The organism is Desulfoplanes sp., assembly GCF_054921335.1.
In genome coordinates, this window is the sequence record NZ_JBUDSQ010000006.1 from 47,433 (window position 1) to 62,976 (window position 15,544).

At 58.5% G+C, this 15,544-nt stretch carries 13 protein-coding genes; 8 read left to right on the plus strand and 5 right to left on the minus strand.

The features are described from left to right. Positions 1–3: 3 nt before the first annotated feature. From ACY692_RS02635 to pyk, 4 genes are all read right to left on the minus strand, one after another. Positions 4–528, minus strand: coding sequence for a TrmO family methyltransferase domain-containing protein (locus tag ACY692_RS02635; protein WP_462323778.1), 525 nt, complete (start codon positions 526–528; stop codon positions 4–6). 308 nt (positions 529–836) lie between these two features. Beyond that, positions 837–2,111 (minus strand): HD-GYP domain-containing protein, encoded by a 1,275-nt coding sequence (locus tag ACY692_RS02640; protein ID WP_462323779.1) that lies wholly within the window; start codon positions 2,109–2,111, stop codon positions 837–839. Positions 2,112–2,121: 10 nt separating this feature from the next. Further along, the gene (locus ACY692_RS02645; protein ID WP_462323780.1) at positions 2,122–3,360 is read right to left on the minus strand and encodes an HDOD domain-containing protein; all 1,239 of its coding nucleotides are present in this window, start codon (positions 3,358–3,360) and stop codon (positions 2,122–2,124) included. A 230-nt stretch (positions 3,361–3,590) separates the two neighbouring features. After that, a complete protein-coding gene (gene pyk / locus ACY692_RS02650; RefSeq protein ID WP_462323781.1) occupies positions 3,591–5,012 on the minus strand; it encodes a pyruvate kinase in 1,422 nt (473 codons plus the stop codon). 247 nt (positions 5,013–5,259) lie between these two features. On the opposite strand from pyk, the gene ACY692_RS02655 reads away from it, so the two are divergent. The 8 genes from ACY692_RS02655 (at position 5,260) to ACY692_RS02690 (ending at position 14,479) form a co-directional block, all read left to right on the plus strand. After that, positions 5,260–6,240: an AAA family ATPase gene (locus ACY692_RS02655; RefSeq protein ID WP_462323782.1), complete on the plus strand. Its 981-nt coding sequence runs from the start codon at positions 5,260–5,262 to the stop codon at positions 6,238–6,240. Positions 6,241–6,314: 74 nt separating this feature from the next. Continuing rightward, positions 6,315–7,196, plus strand: coding sequence for a DUF58 domain-containing protein (locus tag ACY692_RS02660; RefSeq protein ID WP_462323783.1), 882 nt, complete (start codon positions 6,315–6,317; stop codon positions 7,194–7,196). After that, the gene (locus tag ACY692_RS02665) at positions 7,193–7,759 is read left to right on the plus strand and encodes a hypothetical protein (protein ID WP_462323784.1); all 567 of its coding nucleotides are present in this window, start codon (positions 7,193–7,195) and stop codon (positions 7,757–7,759) included. The genes ACY692_RS02660 and ACY692_RS02665 overlap by 4 nt, the downstream gene beginning before the upstream one ends. 77 nt (positions 7,760–7,836) lie before the next feature. Beyond that, a complete protein-coding gene (locus ACY692_RS02670; RefSeq protein WP_462323785.1) occupies positions 7,837–8,835 on the plus strand; it encodes a VWA domain-containing protein in 999 nt (332 codons plus the stop codon). Next, positions 8,832–10,730 (plus strand): VWA domain-containing protein, encoded by a 1,899-nt coding sequence (locus ACY692_RS02675; RefSeq protein WP_462323786.1) that lies wholly within the window; start codon positions 8,832–8,834, stop codon positions 10,728–10,730. Before ACY692_RS02670 ends, ACY692_RS02675 begins: the two co-directional genes overlap by 4 nt. Positions 10,731–10,735: 5 nt before the next feature. Then, complete coding sequence (locus ACY692_RS02680) at positions 10,736–12,487, plus strand: BatD family protein (RefSeq protein ID WP_462323787.1); 1,752 nt, start codon at positions 10,736–10,738, stop codon at positions 12,485–12,487. Next, a complete protein-coding gene (locus ACY692_RS02685) occupies positions 12,484–13,236 on the plus strand; it encodes an SH3 domain-containing protein (RefSeq protein ID WP_462323788.1) in 753 nt (250 codons plus the stop codon). The genes ACY692_RS02680 and ACY692_RS02685 overlap by 4 nt, the downstream gene beginning before the upstream one ends. Before the next feature lie 190 nt (positions 13,237–13,426). After that, on the plus strand, positions 13,427–14,479 hold the full coding sequence (locus ACY692_RS02690; RefSeq protein ID WP_462323789.1) for a carbonic anhydrase: 1,053 nt from the start codon (positions 13,427–13,429) through the stop codon (positions 14,477–14,479). 166 nt (positions 14,480–14,645) lie between these two features. Here ACY692_RS02690 and ACY692_RS02695 read toward each other — a convergent pair whose 3' ends face one another. After that, positions 14,646–15,485, minus strand: coding sequence for a glycerophosphodiester phosphodiesterase (locus ACY692_RS02695; RefSeq protein WP_462323790.1), 840 nt, complete (start codon positions 15,483–15,485; stop codon positions 14,646–14,648). Positions 15,486–15,544 lie beyond the last annotated feature (59 nt).

The following is a 15,544-nucleotide window of genomic DNA, read 5'->3' on the forward strand; positions in this document are numbered from 1 at the left end:
TCTTCAATCCCGGAGCGGTTTCTTCGGAGTCCTGCGCAGACTTTCCATACTCGCCTTGATGTCCAAAATCGGCGTACCGTCGATGGCGTCCAATCCCTGGACAAAAAGAACATTGTCCTTCCGTCCGAGGACCTCCACCTCGGTGATGGCGATACCGTTGGGCCGGTTGGGAGTCCTTGCGGCAAAGGGGCCCACACGCTTGCCGTCCCACCGTCTTTGGAATCCGGTCACCAGGGGACCTGGTCGGTGCACATACCAGACAACGGTCAGATGGGACTCCTCTTCCACTCCGCTCATGAACCTCGCCATGCCGGGATGGAGTACGAGCTGGGACACCCCTTTTTTATCCACCCCGAAAAGCCCCTCCATGTGCTGGTCGTTGAGGACCGCACCGATGGGATGGAAACACAGGGGAACGGTCTCTCCGAACAAACATTCCCGACAGACACACTCTCCATCGACTTCCGAGCACTCCCCAGCCGGGCATGATCGCCCACACTGCGAACAGATCGCTCCATTTTTCTTCATAAACCAAGACCATTTTGGAATGTTGGGTTTTTATCGAACCTCTGGTCCAAGCGACGATCCGTAGGGGCACCCCTTACGGGTGCCCCTTTGGTGAGTGAACCCACATCTGAAACATTGCCTGGATTGGGTTGCCTTGAAAGTACATCCAAAATCCATGGTAAAAACTCCGTGTTTCAACATGGTTCTGGTTTAGTAACTTCCTACGCACTGGCTGCGGCCAAATAGGACGGCGGGATCTCCAGGGCCGGATCCGAAAAATCCCCTCGGCCCCCCTTTTCCATCCCTGCCCAGCGGTGCCGTCGTCTGGTCTAGGATTCGGCATCCAGTTCCTCCATAAAATAAGAAATCCGCGCCTGGGGCTTGAGATATCTGAGCTCGGAAGACGAAAGGTCGTCCATGTCGACCGCCTTCGTGATGTTCTGGTCCTCTTCCGTCAGATCCAGGACCAGGGCATCCTTGGAGGAGATACCGCTCACATAGGGCATGACCATCGGCTTGAGTGGATGACTGGGATTCACGGCCATAACCTTGGCCTTGGCACCGGAGGTCAGGGTGACAATGGTCCCCGGCGGATAGACACCGAGACGTTTGACGAAAAAAGCGAACAGGGACATGTCGATGATCGTGTCGTACCTCTTGAACATGAGCTGCAGGGTCGCATAGGGGGAAAGACGCTGGGAGGGATCGTAATGGTTGCACAGGGTATCAAAGATATTGGCGATGGTCGTGATCTTGCCCGGCAGGGCTATCTCTCTGCCCTTGAGCCCGTTCGGATACCCAAAACCATCACTACGTTCATGATGGTGCATGATGGTGGCCAGGACATTCTTGTCTGATACCCCGGCCTTGGCCGCCATCTCCACCCCATATCTAGGATGGAGCCGGAGGAGTTCTTGTTCGTGCTTGTTCATCGCTTCCCGGGGCTTGCGCCAATGCTTTTTCTCGATACGCATCTTGCCCAGATCATGCATCAACGCCCCCATGCCCAGTGTCTGGAGCTGTTCGGCGTCCAGCTCCAGGGCGCTGCCAAGCATCATGGCAAGGACCGAGACATTCAAAAAATGGTAGGTCAGCTCCTGGTCCTTGTCCTCGGCATCCATGAGATGCATGACCGTATCGGACACCGAGACAAAGGTTTCGACCATCTCCCGGACTACCTCGTGCACCTCCGCCAGGCTTCCCTCGGAACCGGACATGAGGTTACTCATCAGGTTGGGAACCTTTTCCGCGGTCTGGTTGAATTTTTTTGCGGTCTTGACGATCCTTTTCCTGATATTTTGGAGCTCTTGCTTCCGTTGCTGTTTATGGACGAACTCACCGTCCAACACGGGCTGCTTTTTGGGGGAGGTGGGCGGGACCTCGCTTTCCTCCTGAACCGGCAAGGGCGGACGATCGCTCTTGTCCGGGTCGTAGCGGAACTCGTCGATCCCCAATTGCCTGAGAATCTCCAGCTGCTTTCCATTCTTTATCTTAAAATTATTTAACAAGAACGGATGCTTGAGCCAATGCTCCTCCAAACAGATGAATATGCCGGTCTGGAGCTGGTCCACGGACAGGGTATGTTCGTCGTTTCTGGTATCCATTATGGGGGGCCTACCACGCAAGCATGGACAATCCGTCCATGGTCTTGTTGAAAGATTTTTTGCACACCACTTGCCAGCTCTGCAGTTTCTCCTTGGAAATCGTCTTGTGCAAGAACGCGAGATCCAACTCGCGGGTGGGGTCATTTTTGGTAAACCGGAGGAACATGTGGTCGAATACATTGGCCACATGGACGATACACAACGGTGAGATCTCATATTTTTTCATGGCCGACGGATGCTCGTGGAAGGCGACGGCCTCGATGATCTCCAGCGGAACCCCCCAGATGCCCAAAAGATAGGCGCCGGCCATTCCATGGCAGCACCCCAGCGTGGCTATTTCCTGTTTTCTAAGGGATTCGTTCTTCCCGGGAAAACCTTCCAGGATCTTTAGATAGGCGTCCGGGTAGATGTTGATGAGCAAAAATTTTCCCAGATCATGGAGAAGGCCCGCCAAATAACAACTATTGATAAAACCGGGATCGGAACATTCCTGGGATCCGATCAGGGCGGCGTACCCTGCAGTGCGGAGACAATGCCGCCATAAGCCATCCGTTGAGAAATTGTTGAAAATGATATCATTGTACTCGGCAAAGATATCCTTTGACGAGATGATCTTGTAGAGGAGATCCATACCGATCATCTTTGCCGCGTCGCTCAGGGTCGGCAGCCCTTGTGCCTGGGAAAAAAACGCGTTCAGGGTAACCTTGAGCAGGTTGGCGGCCATATTCACGTCATAGGGAATGATCTCGCCGACCTCTTGCGGATTGGCATGGGCAATGGCCTCGAAGAGCAGGGCAAAAAAGAGGGGCTGGCTGGGCAGGGCCCCTATCCCGTTGAGATGTCTTTGTAATTCCTGTTTCGGAAGGATCCTGCGGAAAAAGAGAATGCTGTTGACCCACGACACGAGTGTATCGGGGTGGCAGGGCTTGTGCAGAAACTTGTGGGCCGGCTTGAGGGTCTTTAGAATGAGCGAGGTATCCGAGTGGCCGGAAAGGATGGTCCTGATAGTCTGGGGGTATTGCTTCCTGACCAGACGCAAGAACTCGGCACCATCCATCCCAGGCATATACATGTCCGAGACGACCAGATCCACCTCCCTTTCGGCGAGGATATCCAGTCCCTGGCGGCCACTGGTGGCAAAATGCATCTCCCACTCCCTACGCATCGAGCGCAGGGGGCGTTTGAGTCCGTCCAGGACCTTTTGTTCGTCATCGACAAAGAGTATACGAAATTTTTGTGCCCCAGCCATTTTTTCTCCCAAATGTTCCTGTGTCTTTCCCCTACACCGGGCAGTCCACGCGTGTCATCCATCCCATCGGCAGCAGGCCGCACATGCTGGTTTCCGGACCAAAGATTCCGGTCGCAAGGGACCTCTTTTCCACGCACAGCCGATCTTCCCGCTACAACGCATTTTTTTGCCCCCTATCCCTTCCGGGGTCAATCGGGCCGGCCCCATCGTAATAAGGGGCCGGACGGATTTCATTTCACATAGACCTTGATCTCATTGGTCCGGATCTTTGTCTGACCAGGTGTGGCCTCGCCCGAAGTGATGACCACATCGTCCCCGGATGCGAACAGATCCGAGTTCTGGATAAAGCCCTCGGCCCGCTCCACATGCGCCTTGATGGCGCTGTCCACGAGATGGGGGTGGACCCCCCAAAAAAAATTCATGGCCCGCATGACCCCCGGGTCAGAGGTCAGGGCGTCGATGTCCTGGACCGGCCTGCGGCTGGAAAGGTACCTGGCCGTAGATCCGGTGGTGGAATGGCTGACAATGGCCGCGGCATCGGTGTTGTCCGCCAGCAGGCACGCGGCATAGGCCAAATACTTGGGCGGGTTCTTCTCCGGCTTGGGCGCGTAGGGGCCCTCGATCCGCTCCAGATAATAGGGTTCGCACTGGGCCGCAATATCCCGAATGATATTCACCGCTTCCACAGGATAGGCACCAATGGCCGTTTCCTCTGAAAGCATGACGCAATCGGCCCCGTCCATGATAGCGTTGCCCACATCGGTGGCCTCGGCCCGTGTGGGGATAGGATTCTTGACCATGGACAACAGCATCTGCGTGGCCACGATGACCCCCTTCTGGGCATGACGGCAGGCCCGAATGATCTTGTTCTGGAGAACGGGCAACGATTCCAGGGGGCATTCGAGGCCCAGGTCCCCCCTGGCAACCATGATCGCATCGGCCGAATCCACGATGGCCTCCAGGTTGTCCATGGCATTCTTGCGTTCCAGCTTGGCGACCACCGGGATCCACGTCCCGTGCCGGGCGATAATGGACCGGGCTTCGGCAATATCGTTCTCGCTCTGGACAAAGGAGATGGCCACGGCGTCCAGGCCGATCCCCAACCCCTCATCCAGGTCCTTGCAATCCTTGGGTGTTATGGCCGAGATGGCGTGCTCCTTGCCCGGAAAACAGATTCCCTTGTTCGAGGTCAACAGCCCCCCATTGTGGGCCCGAAGAAAAAAACACCCATCTTTTTTGGCGACTCGGGTGATGGAAAAGGTGAGCAGCCCGTCGCTCAAGGAAACCGGCATCCCCACTCCGAGCCCCTTGAGAAGTTCGGGAAAATCAAGGGGCAGAAACGGATACCTTCCGGCCTCGTCCCTGTGCTCGGGAAGCCCCAGGCAGACGAACCATCCCTTTTCTATCTCCAGGGGGGATCCTTCCACCTCGCCGATACGGATCTTGGGCCCGCACAAATCCCCCATGGCGGTGAGAGGAATGCCCAGCTCGTTCTCGACCTCTCGGATCATCTTCACCGTGGACGCGAAAGACGCGGCATCGGCATGGGAAAAATTGAGCCGAAAAATCCTGACCCCGCCATGAACCATGGCCTTCATGGTTTTGTGATCGGAAGAAGCAGGACCTAATGTGGCGACTATCTTGGTTTTCATGACCAACTCCTTGGAGAAAAAATTCCGTTTTGTCCGGCTGTTATCGCATAACCCTTCAATGGTCCATGGAATATACACACTCCGGGATGAAAAAATTCATGGCACCGGTTGCCCGTCATTCTCGTCGCCCAGGTAAACAAGCCTTGACAATACCACTAAAATTTCTAGATTTTCCACCACGAAAAATCACAAGCGTATGACGTTTCCATACCGTTTGCATACTACCAACTTTTTGCCAACCATCATCATGATCCAAGACATCCAAGAACGCATCCATGCGACCATTCCTGCCGTGGACGGGCTGCGTCGGGAGATCGGCAAGGTCGTGGTCGGCCAGCAGGATCTCGTGGACCGGCTGCTCATCGGGCTGTTCACCAAGGGCCACGTGCTCATCGAGGGCGTCCCCGGTCTGGCCAAGACCACCCTGGTCAAGACCCTGGCGGCAACGCTCCGTGCCGGATTCAAGCGGATCCAGTTTACCCCGGACCTGCTCCCCGCAGACATCCTGGGCACGGAGATCTTCGAGCCGGGGACCGGGACCTTTTCCATCAAAAAGGGCCCGCTTTTCGAAAACATCATCCTGGCCGACGAGATCAACCGGGCCCCGTCCAAGGTCCAGTCCGCCCTGCTCGAGGCCATGCAGGAACGCCAGATCACCATCGGGGACGAAACCTTTTCCCTGCCGGACCCCTTTCTGGTCATGGCCACCCAGAACCCCATCGAGCAGGAAGGCACCTACCCCCTGCCCGAGGCCCAGGTGGACCGGTTCATGCTCAAGCTGCACATCGGCTATCCCACCCGGGAGGACGAGCGGGAGATCGCCAGACGGTTCGGCCGGGACTACGACACCGGCCCCGAACCGGTCATGACCCCGGCAGATCTCGAAGACATTAGAACCCTGATCCAGGACGTGCTCCTGGACGACAAGCTCTTTGAATACATCATCACCCTGATCTTCGCCACCCGGGAACCGCAAAAATTCGGACTGAGCGATGTACAGGATCTCATCGCCTTCGGGGCCTCGCCCAGGGCGACCATCTACCTGACCATGGCGGCCCGGGCCCATGCCTTCCTCCAGGGGAGGGCCTTCGTCACCCCCCAGGACATCAAAACCATCGGCCCGGACATACTCCGCCACCGGATCATCCTGACCTACGAGGCCGAGGCCGAAGACATGACCACCGATCAGGTAATAGGACGCATCTTCGATTCCATCGAAGTGCCATAGTCTTTCTCCGGGGCTCTGCGCCCCTGCGCGAAAAAAAACAAAAAAAATCCCGCGTCCCAGCGCGAAAACGCACTATGCTCTCACCCGAACTGCTCAAAAAAATCCGCCGCATCCACATCACCTCGTCCAAGGTGGTCGACTCCATGATGGCCGGGCATTACCGGTCGGCCTTCAGGGGGTCGGGCATGGAATTCGAGGAGGTGCGGGAGTACGTTCCCGGGGACGAGATCCGGACGATCGACTGGAAGGTCACCGCCCGCATGGGACGGCCGTACATCAAACGGTTCCGTGAAGAACGCGAGCAGGTGATCATGCTCGTGGTGGACATGAGCCGGTCCGGGCTCTTTGGCACGCAGGAGAAAAACAAGCGGGAGACCATCACCGAGCTGGCCTCCATCCTGGCCTTCCACGCGGTCAAGAACCAGGACAGGGTCGGGGTGGTCCTGTTCACCCGGGACGTTGAACGCCATATCCCGCCCAAACGCGGGGCCGCCCATGTCTGGCGGGTCATTCGGGAAATCCTGACCTTCACCCCGAACTACCGGGGCACGGACATGACCCGGGCCCTGGACTTCATGGGCCGGGTCTGTCGGAAAAAGACAATCACCTTTCTCATCTCGGATTTTCTGGGCAGTGATCCGATCCCATCGCTGAAGCGGTTGGGCAAACGCCACGACATCATTGCCGTGCCCGTGACCGATCCCGGGGACTTCATCCTGCCCAAGGCGGGCATCCTGGGGATCCGGGATCTGGAAACCGGGACCATGGGCCATGTGGACTGCTCGGACCGGCTGACACGGTCTCGGTTCACCCAAATGCAACAAAAAGCCTATGCAACGGTTCTGGCCGCCCTCAAGCGAGCAGGCATCGACAGCATGGAGATCAGCACGGACAAGCCCCCCACCGATGCCCTGTACCGGTTCTTCAGGATACGCGAAAAAAGGGCCCGGGCATGAACCAGACATTGACCAACGCCACCCACCTGTCCCACCCCATGACCGACATTCGGGATATCAAGCCGCTGCAGTCCATGCCCTCCATCGACTGGCGTATGGTGGGCATGACGGCTGGAACCGTGGTACTCGTCATCGTCCTGGCCTGGCTGTGCTGGAGGCGGTGGAAGAAGCGAACAACCCAGGAAATTGTCACGCCTCCCCTGCCCGCCCACGAGCAGGCCTGCAGGGACCTGGATCTTCTGGCGTCCATGGATGATCTCGGGGACAAGCCCTATTACTTCCGGCTGAGCCATATTTTGCGGACCTACCTTGAATCCCGCTTCGGAATCAGGGCCCTGGAAATGACTACCGAGGAACTCCTCCCGGCGTTGGAAAAGACCGGCATGGAGCAGAAAGGTATCCGGAGTGTGAAGAATTTTTGTGCCACGGGCGACCTGGTAAAATACGCCGATTCCCGCCAGGACGAGAACAAACGGCACAACGACCTGACCATGGTACGCGAACTGGTCGACACCACACGTGAGCGGGTGCCCGAAGAACCCGCCCCCCGACCAGATTCCTGACACGTCTTGCGCTGCGCGGTCCAAATCTTTTTTCTTTTTTATCGCGCAGAGGAAAAAACACCAACCCCCTGCGCCCCATGTTTCGTTTCGAACACCCCCTTTTTCTCCTCACCTTTCTTCTTCTGGCCGCGGTCATTGTCTACCGCTCCCGTGCGGGCCGTGAGCCGGTTCTGGGGGTGGCCGACGCACCGAGTTTTTCAGCCCTGCCCAAACCCTGGACCATCCGCCTGTACCCTTTGTTCGCAGCCATCCGCTATCTGGTGGCCGGCCTGCTCATCCTGGCCCTGGCCGGGCCCCAATGGGGGAACACCGTGACCACGCGCACCTCCGAGGGGATCAATATCGTGTTGGCCGTGGACCTGAGCGGGTCCATGGCGGCCCTGGATTTCACGGAACGGGACGAGCGGGTCAACCGGCTTCGGGCGGTGAAGAATGTCGTCGGGGACTTCATCCAGGAACGGGACGGGGACCGCATCGGCCTGGTGGTCTTTGGCAGCGAGGCCTATACCCAGGTGCCCCTGACCACGGATTACCCGACCATCACCAAGGTCCTCGAACGTGTGGAAATCGGATCGGCCGGGCAGCAGACCGCAGTGGGTGACGCACTGGGTATCTCCCTGAAACGGCTCCAGGATATCCCGGGAAAGACCGGCATCGTCATCCTGCTCACCGATGGGCGCTCCAATGCAGGAGCCCTGTCGCCCGAGGACGCCACACGCATAGCATCCCAGGAAGGGGTCAAGGTGTACACCATCGGCGTGGGCGGGACCGAACCGGCACCGTTCATTGTCGGCGATCCCCTGTTCGGGCAGCGGGTGGTCTATCAGCGGGTGGACATTGACGAACCCATGCTCCAAACCATCGCCAAAGACACAAGCGGCAGGTATTTCCGGGCCAACGATACGGATTCCCTGGCCAATATCTATGCGACCATCGACAAACTGGAAAAAAACAAGGTCAAGACCAAAACCTTTGGCCGGTACAAAAACCTCTATCCATGGTTCGTGGGCCCGGCTCTCACCCTCCTGGCCCTGTGGATCCTGCTTTCCCAAACCCGTCTCATCCGACTGCCATGACCTTTACCCATCCCGACCTTCTCTATCTTCTCTGGCTGATTCCCGGACTTGTCCTGCTCTTTGTGTACGGCCGGAAACGGCGCACGCGGAACATGGACGGGTTCGGCCGGGGCCGAACCCTCACCCCCATCAGCAGACGTCCGGGGCCCCTTGCTGCATGGGCCAAACATGGTCTGATCATCACATCCATGGTCTGCATGACCATCGGACTGGCGGGTCTGCAGCGCGGCCACACCTGGGAACGGATCGAGCGCAAGGGGGTCAGCCTGGTCCTGGCCCTGGACTGTTCCAGAAGCATGCTCGCCGGGGACACCAGGCCGGACCGGCTCCAGCGGGCCAAATGGGAAATCCGGGACCTTCTGGGTATGCTCCACGGGGACAAGGTCGGCCTGGTCGCCTTTGCCGGGACCGCCTTTGTCCAATGCCCGGTCACCCTGGACTATTCCGGATTCGAACTCTTTCTCCAGGCCCTGACCCCGGGGGCCATGCCCGTGGGGGGCACCGATCTGGGCGCGGCCATCAAGACGGCCATGGACGCCTTTGATCCCCAGGAAGCATCCGAAAAGGCGATCATCCTCATCACGGACGGGGAAAAAACCACGGGCGATCCCCTGGAGATGGCCCAGCAGGCCGCCGACCAGAACATCAAGATCTTCTGTATCGGCATCGGCCGGCCCGAGGGCGCGCCCATCCCGGGCAAAGACCAGGGATTCGTCAAGGACGAACAGGGACAGATTCTTCTGTCCAGACTGGACGAAACAACCCTGCAATCCATAGCCTCCCTCACCGGGGGAATCTATGTGCGTTCCACCACCGGGGACATGGATCTGGACACCATCTACAACCAAGAGATCCTGGGCAGCATGGAGGCCTCCACCCTGACCGGCGGCAAAAAAAAGACATCCATCGACAGATACCCCTGGCTCGTCGGCCTGGGACTCATAGCCCTGCTCACGGAACTCCTCATCCTGAGTCCCAAAAACGCGCTCTTCGGCCTCTGTCTGCTCCTGGGCCTGACCCCGGTCCGACCGGCTCTTGCCATGGACAATCCCTTTGTCACCCAGGAGGGCAGGGGGATGACCGCCTATGACAATGAAAACTATGAACAGGCCCGCACCCATTTCCTCGGGGCCCAGGTGGACACCCCCGCAGACCCTTCCCTGGCCTACAACCTGGGCAACACCGCCTTCCGGGCCGAACAATACGAAGACGCGGCCTCGTTCTATGCCACAGCAGCCGGAACCGATGATCCGGATCTGCGCCACAAGGCCCTCTACAACCGGGGCAACGCCCTGTTCCGCTTGAACAAGCACAAAGAGGCCCTTACATCCTACGGACAGGCCGCCAAACTCGCGCCCGACGATCAGGACACTCGGGAGAATATCGCGTTCGTAAAAAAACTTCTGGAGCAGCAGAAGCAAAAAAAAGAACAGCATCAGAAAAAAAATAACAATAAAAATCAAAAAGATAAGAAGGGCCAGCGGGGTCAGGACGACAGGGACAAGCAATCCGGCAAGGGTCCGGACAACCAGCAGGGGAAGCAAAAGGATCCCGGCAGGGACCAGGATCAGAAACAGGACAACGGCAATAACAAGGACAACCAGGACCAGAACGCCGACGGTCAGCAGCAATCCCCGGACTCCACCCAAAAGGATCAGGACGGGGGAAAGGTCGACCAATCCAAGCGACCCGACTCCATCAAGGAGAAAGATCTCCCCGAGCAGGGGGACCAGCAAGCAACGCCAAGCCGGGAGAACCGTGGACAGCAACAAAACCCCGGCGGTCAGCCCACGGCCCGGGCCCACGACAAAAACATGCTCAACCGCCTCAAAGACCATCCGGGCAAGGCCCTGGTCCCCCGCTACGGACAGAAAAATGTCGAGCGGGATTGGTGACTCTCATGAATAAACTCTCCATCGTTCTCATTTTCCTCATCCTCCTGCCCGTCCAGGCCATGGCCAAGACATCCGTTCAGGCCACCGTGGACAGGACCCGGATCACCCGGGGCGAATCCCTCTCCCTCAGGGTGACCATCACGGACGGCAGCGGTGACGTGGACACTTCGGTCATCACGGATTTCGACATCGTGTCCAAAAGCTCGGGAACGAACATCTCCATCGTCAACGGGTCCATGACCAGGACCAAGCAGTACTCCTACACCCTGGTCCCCCCAAACACCGGCAACCTGACCATCCCGCCCCTGCCCGTGGATACGGGCGACGGAATCCTCAAGACATCCCCCATCTCCATCACCGTGACCAAAAAGCCCACAGCCTCGGATCAAGACGGTGACGGACCCATCTTTGTCCGGGCTCACCTCTCTGCCGAAACGGGCTATGTGGGGCAGCAGCTCGTGTACACGGTTTCCGTGTTCCAATCCGTGAACATGTCCAATGGGCGTCTGGGCGAACCCAGGTTCCCGAACATGAGCGCGGAGAAACTCAAGAACCAGAAAACCTTTGACAAAGTCGTAAACGGCCGATCGTTCAGGGTCACCCAACTCTTTTACCTGCTCACCCCCAACCAACCGGGAGAGCAGACCATCGGCCCGGCCACCCTGTCCTGCGATGTGTATGACGCATCACGCCACAGGTCCCGCACGGATTCCTTGTTCGACGATCCTTTTTTCTCCCACGGCCGCCGGACCCACAAATCCTTCCGCTCCAACCCGGTTTCACTGACCATCCGTGCCCTTCCCGGACGCCCCGTGGACGCGCCCCCATTTTCCGGGCTCATCGGCCGGTTCTCCATCGACGCCAAACTGGACAAGACCGAGCTGGCCACGGGTGACAGCACGACCCTGACCCTCACCATCGCCGGGACCGGTAATATCCAGGACACCCCCTCGCCCCCGCTCTCCCTCGGGGAGACCTGCAAAACCTATGCGGACGAACCCGTGACCCAAACCAGGGCCACTCCCTTGGGAACCGTGGGAAGCAGAACCTTCTCCCATGCCCTGGTCCCGACCGAACCCGGCAAACTGACCATCCCGCCGGTCTCCCTGAACTGGCTCGATCCCGGATCGGGAACCTACCGGACCATGGCCACCCCGCCCATGACGGTCACGGTCACCAGGGGAACGGTCCGGCCGCAAGCTCCACCAGCCTCAGACCAGAACGCCCCCGCTGCCCCGGGGGCCACAACGCATAAACAGGACGCGACCATCCTGCACAAGGACATCCTTCCCTTGTACGGGGGCATGGATGCCACCAGGGACCAAGCCCCTCTTGCAGGAACGATGTTCGGCCTCTGTCTGCTCCTTCCACCGTTGGCATTTCTCGGCTTGCTCCTTGTCCGCCATCACCGCCGGTGTATGGGACATCCCTCAAAACGCTATCGGGCCATGGCCCTTTCACTGCTCAAAGAAGCCGGCCGGGAAGACACCGAGACCACATCCCTCTGTTCCCGGGCCCTTTTGGCGGCCATTGCCTCACGCACCCACGCCCTGTCGGAATCCCTGACCTATGAGGAAGCCGAAGACCTGGTCACGCGGACCACGGGGAACAGGGAACTGGCCACGGAAGTCAGAAACACGATGCTTGCCCTGGACACGGCACGGTACGGCTCTTCACAAAATCCCCAAAACGCCACGGACCAGGCCGGCCGATCCATCCGTCAAACCAAGGAACTGGTGGACAAGATATGCGCATGATACGGATTCTCCTTTTTCTGGTCCTTGTGCCGGTCCCCGCCATGGCCCAGGCCGGTACACCGGCCGCAAACCAGGAACGGACCTTTATCCAGGGAATCGATGCCTTCAATGTCGGCCGCTTCGACCAGGCGGCCGACGCATTTGCGGATCTGGTCCATACGGGTATCCGCAACGGGCATCTCTTCTACAATCTGGGCAACGCCTATCTGAAAAACGGCGAGCTGGGACCTGCTGTATACTGGTACGAACGGGCCCTGCCATTCATGCCGGCAAACGCCGACCTCAGATTCAATCTGGACTATGCGCGTTCCCTGCGCATCGATGACCAACCGGACACCCATTGTGGCCTACACCGGGTCCTCTTCTTCTGGGAAGACCTGGTCTCGGCCAGGACCCTCCAATACCTGACCATGGCATTGAATCTCCTCGTCTGGCTGGGGGTGTCCATCGGCCTGGTACAATCTTCCAGATCCATCAAGATGGTCACGGTGACCGCCCTGCTCGTCCTGGCCACCCTGGTTCCGTCCGCTGCCCGGCAAACCCTTGGTCCCGTGCTCACGCCACGGGGGATTGTCCTTCCGCAAACCGCCATTGTTCGCTCCGGCCGCACGCCAAGCAGCACCGAACTGTTCAAACTCCATGCGGGCACCCCGGTACGGGTGGAGGAGCGGGGCAGGAACTGGGCCAAGATACGTTCCAACGAAACCATGTTCGGCTGGATCGAGTGTAAAGAGATCGGTATATTGTAGGTAAATCAGCAACAATCCGTTATCGAAAAACGAACAGGCATGCGTTCCGTCCGCTGCGGACGCATCCTTATCTTCCGGCAGAACAAAAACACTTGCCTCGATATTGTCCAATGGGTAATGCTCAAAGGAATGAACGGTTTCCGAACCACAATCCCAAGCGTTCCCTAGCCTCGTAACCAAGGAGATGATTATGAAACGTCTGACAACAACCGTGGGTGTGCTGACCACACTCTTGTTTCTGACCACCACCCTGTGGGCCGCAACCACTCCGGCCCAACGCATGTTCACACCGGACGAGGCCTTGAACCAGCTCAAGGCAGGAAACGATCGGTTCGCAGCGGGCCACGCACACCACCCCAACCAGGACCGCCATCGGCGCATCGCCACGACCTCCAAGGGCCAGCACCCCTTTGCCACGGTCATCGCCTGTTCCGACTCCCGGGTTCCCGTAGAAATTATCTTTGATCAGGGCGTGGGCGATCTGTTCGTGGTCAAGGTGGCCGGCAATGTCATGGACGTGGACGAGATCGGTTCCGTTGAATATGGGGTCGACCATCTGGCAACCCCGGTCATGGTCGTGCTCGGCCACACCCATTGCGGCGCAGTGACCGCAGTGGTCCAGGATGCCGAGGTGCACGGATCCATCCCCCAGTTGGTGGACAACATCGTCCCGGCCGTGAAAAAGACCCGACATGACCATCCCGAACTCAAGGGCGACGCCCTGGTCACGGCTGCCGTGATCAACAATGTATGGCAGTCCATTACCGATCTGCTCATGCACAGCCCGGCAACCCGTGCCCGGATCAAGGCCGGCACCCTGGAGGTCGTGGGGGCGGTCTATGACATCGACACGGGAAAAATCGACTGGTTGGGCACCCCTCCCAACCAGGCAAAAATCATGGCCGCTGCCGGTCCCGCGGCTGGCGCTCATGGGGCTGAAGAAGCCAAGGATGAGCAGCACAAGATGGCCCTGGAAAAGGAACGTGCCCAGGAAATGGAGGCTGTGGCCAATCCTGAATACGATGGAGCAGCAACCGATCACGCCCCTGCCCATGAAACCGCCAAGCCCAAAGAGACCGAACACCAAAAAATGACCATGGAAGAGGAACACGCCCAAGAAATGGAAGCCGAGGCCGTACCCGAGCACGTTGACGGAGGCGGGTCCAGCGGACTGTGGTTCATCTTCTTTCTCATGGTCGCCATCCTGGGTGCCGTGTACATGAAGTCCAAGACCAAGAAGTAACCTAACCGTTTTCATACGCACCCCACGCAAAAGGGGAGGGCCGATCAGGTCCTCCCCTTTTGCGTGGGAAAGTATACGCGGACCATCCAACACCGGGGCAAACGTCCCTCCGTGAGCAGGCTCGCATAGCCCCCGCAATGACGGTTGCCACAGGTCTACCGGGGTCTCACATGACAGCCCCCACAACCTGTGGAAAATCCGTGATCAGCCCGGTCACCCCCCGAACCACCAGAGAACGCATCTCCCGCGCATCGTTCACCGTCCAGACATCCACATACATGCCCGCGTCCAGCACATCCCTGAGATCATCATTTTTCAGGATCCCCTTGTCCGGATGCCAGGCCTGCACCCCCAATCCCTTGAGGGTCTCGAGAATACTTCCCCCGCCCATGTTTTCCGCGTCCATCAGGGCAGCGGTGGGCAGCCCGGGCAGAATCTCCCGCGTCCTGCGCAGATACTCGAAGTTGAACGAGGAAATCAGGGTCTGCTCCACAAGATCGAACCGCCGGATCATCTCCACGGCCCGTTCCACTACGACCCCGTGACCGGGAGTGCCCGCGAGATCCTTGATCTCCACGTTGATCCTGAATCCATGGTCGCGTGTGAACCGGAGACCTTCCTCCAAAGTCGGCAATGTCATGGTACGGAATGTACGGGCCTCTTCCCCGGAAACCGTCCCCGCCGCCATCTGGCCAAAGGGATCCTCACCAACAAAAAAAGAACCGAAATCCAGGCTGTGGAGTTCCTCCAGCGTAAAATCCGCCACACGCCAGGGCGTCCGCGGGGCATATCGCGGGACCCTCTCCACATCGGTCACCCGACCCAGGGTATTGTCGTGAGTGATGACCAGATGCCCGTCCCGACTCATCTGCACATCCATTTCCCAGGCATAGGCCCCCGTATCCAATGCCTTGTACGCCGCGCACAGGGTATTCTCCGGGGCCAGGGAACGTGCCCCCCGGTGGGCAATGGCCAGAACCGAACCGGTATAATCGTCAAAAAACATGGTTTCTCCGTAGGTGAACCAGAACCACTTTGGAACACGAAGTTTTCAAAATGGATTGT

What these genes read in the sequence shown, in the direction of transcription:
- ACY692_RS02635 (WP_462323778.1), bottom strand. Translation starts at nt 528, where the DNA reads ATGAAGAAAAATGGAGCGATCTGTTCGCAGTGTGGGCGATCATGCCCG.
- ACY692_RS02640 (WP_462323779.1), bottom strand. Translation starts at nt 2,111, where the DNA reads ATGGATACCAGAAACGACGAACATACCCTGTCCGTGGACCAGCTCCAG.
- ACY692_RS02645 (WP_462323780.1), bottom strand. Translation starts at nt 3,360, where the DNA reads ATGGCTGGGGCACAAAAATTTCGTATACTCTTTGTCGATGACGAACAA.
- pyk (WP_462323781.1), bottom strand. Translation starts at nt 5,012, where the DNA reads ATGAAAACCAAGATAGTCGCCACATTAGGTCCTGCTTCTTCCGATCAC.
- ACY692_RS02655 (WP_462323782.1), top strand. Translation starts at nt 5,260, where the DNA reads ATGATCCAAGACATCCAAGAACGCATCCATGCGACCATTCCTGCCGTG.
- ACY692_RS02660 (WP_462323783.1), top strand. Translation starts at nt 6,315, where the DNA reads ATGCTCTCACCCGAACTGCTCAAAAAAATCCGCCGCATCCACATCACC.
- ACY692_RS02665 (WP_462323784.1), top strand. Translation starts at nt 7,193, where the DNA reads ATGAACCAGACATTGACCAACGCCACCCACCTGTCCCACCCCATGACC.
- ACY692_RS02670 (WP_462323785.1), top strand. Translation starts at nt 7,837, where the DNA reads ATGTTTCGTTTCGAACACCCCCTTTTTCTCCTCACCTTTCTTCTTCTG.
- ACY692_RS02675 (WP_462323786.1), top strand. Translation starts at nt 8,832, where the DNA reads ATGACCTTTACCCATCCCGACCTTCTCTATCTTCTCTGGCTGATTCCC.
- ACY692_RS02680 (WP_462323787.1), top strand. Translation starts at nt 10,736, where the DNA reads ATGAATAAACTCTCCATCGTTCTCATTTTCCTCATCCTCCTGCCCGTC.
- ACY692_RS02685 (WP_462323788.1), top strand. Translation starts at nt 12,484, where the DNA reads ATGATACGGATTCTCCTTTTTCTGGTCCTTGTGCCGGTCCCCGCCATG.
- ACY692_RS02690 (WP_462323789.1), top strand. Translation starts at nt 13,427, where the DNA reads ATGAAACGTCTGACAACAACCGTGGGTGTGCTGACCACACTCTTGTTT.
- ACY692_RS02695 (WP_462323790.1), bottom strand. Translation starts at nt 15,485, where the DNA reads ATGTTTTTTGACGATTATACCGGTTCGGTTCTGGCCATTGCCCACCGG.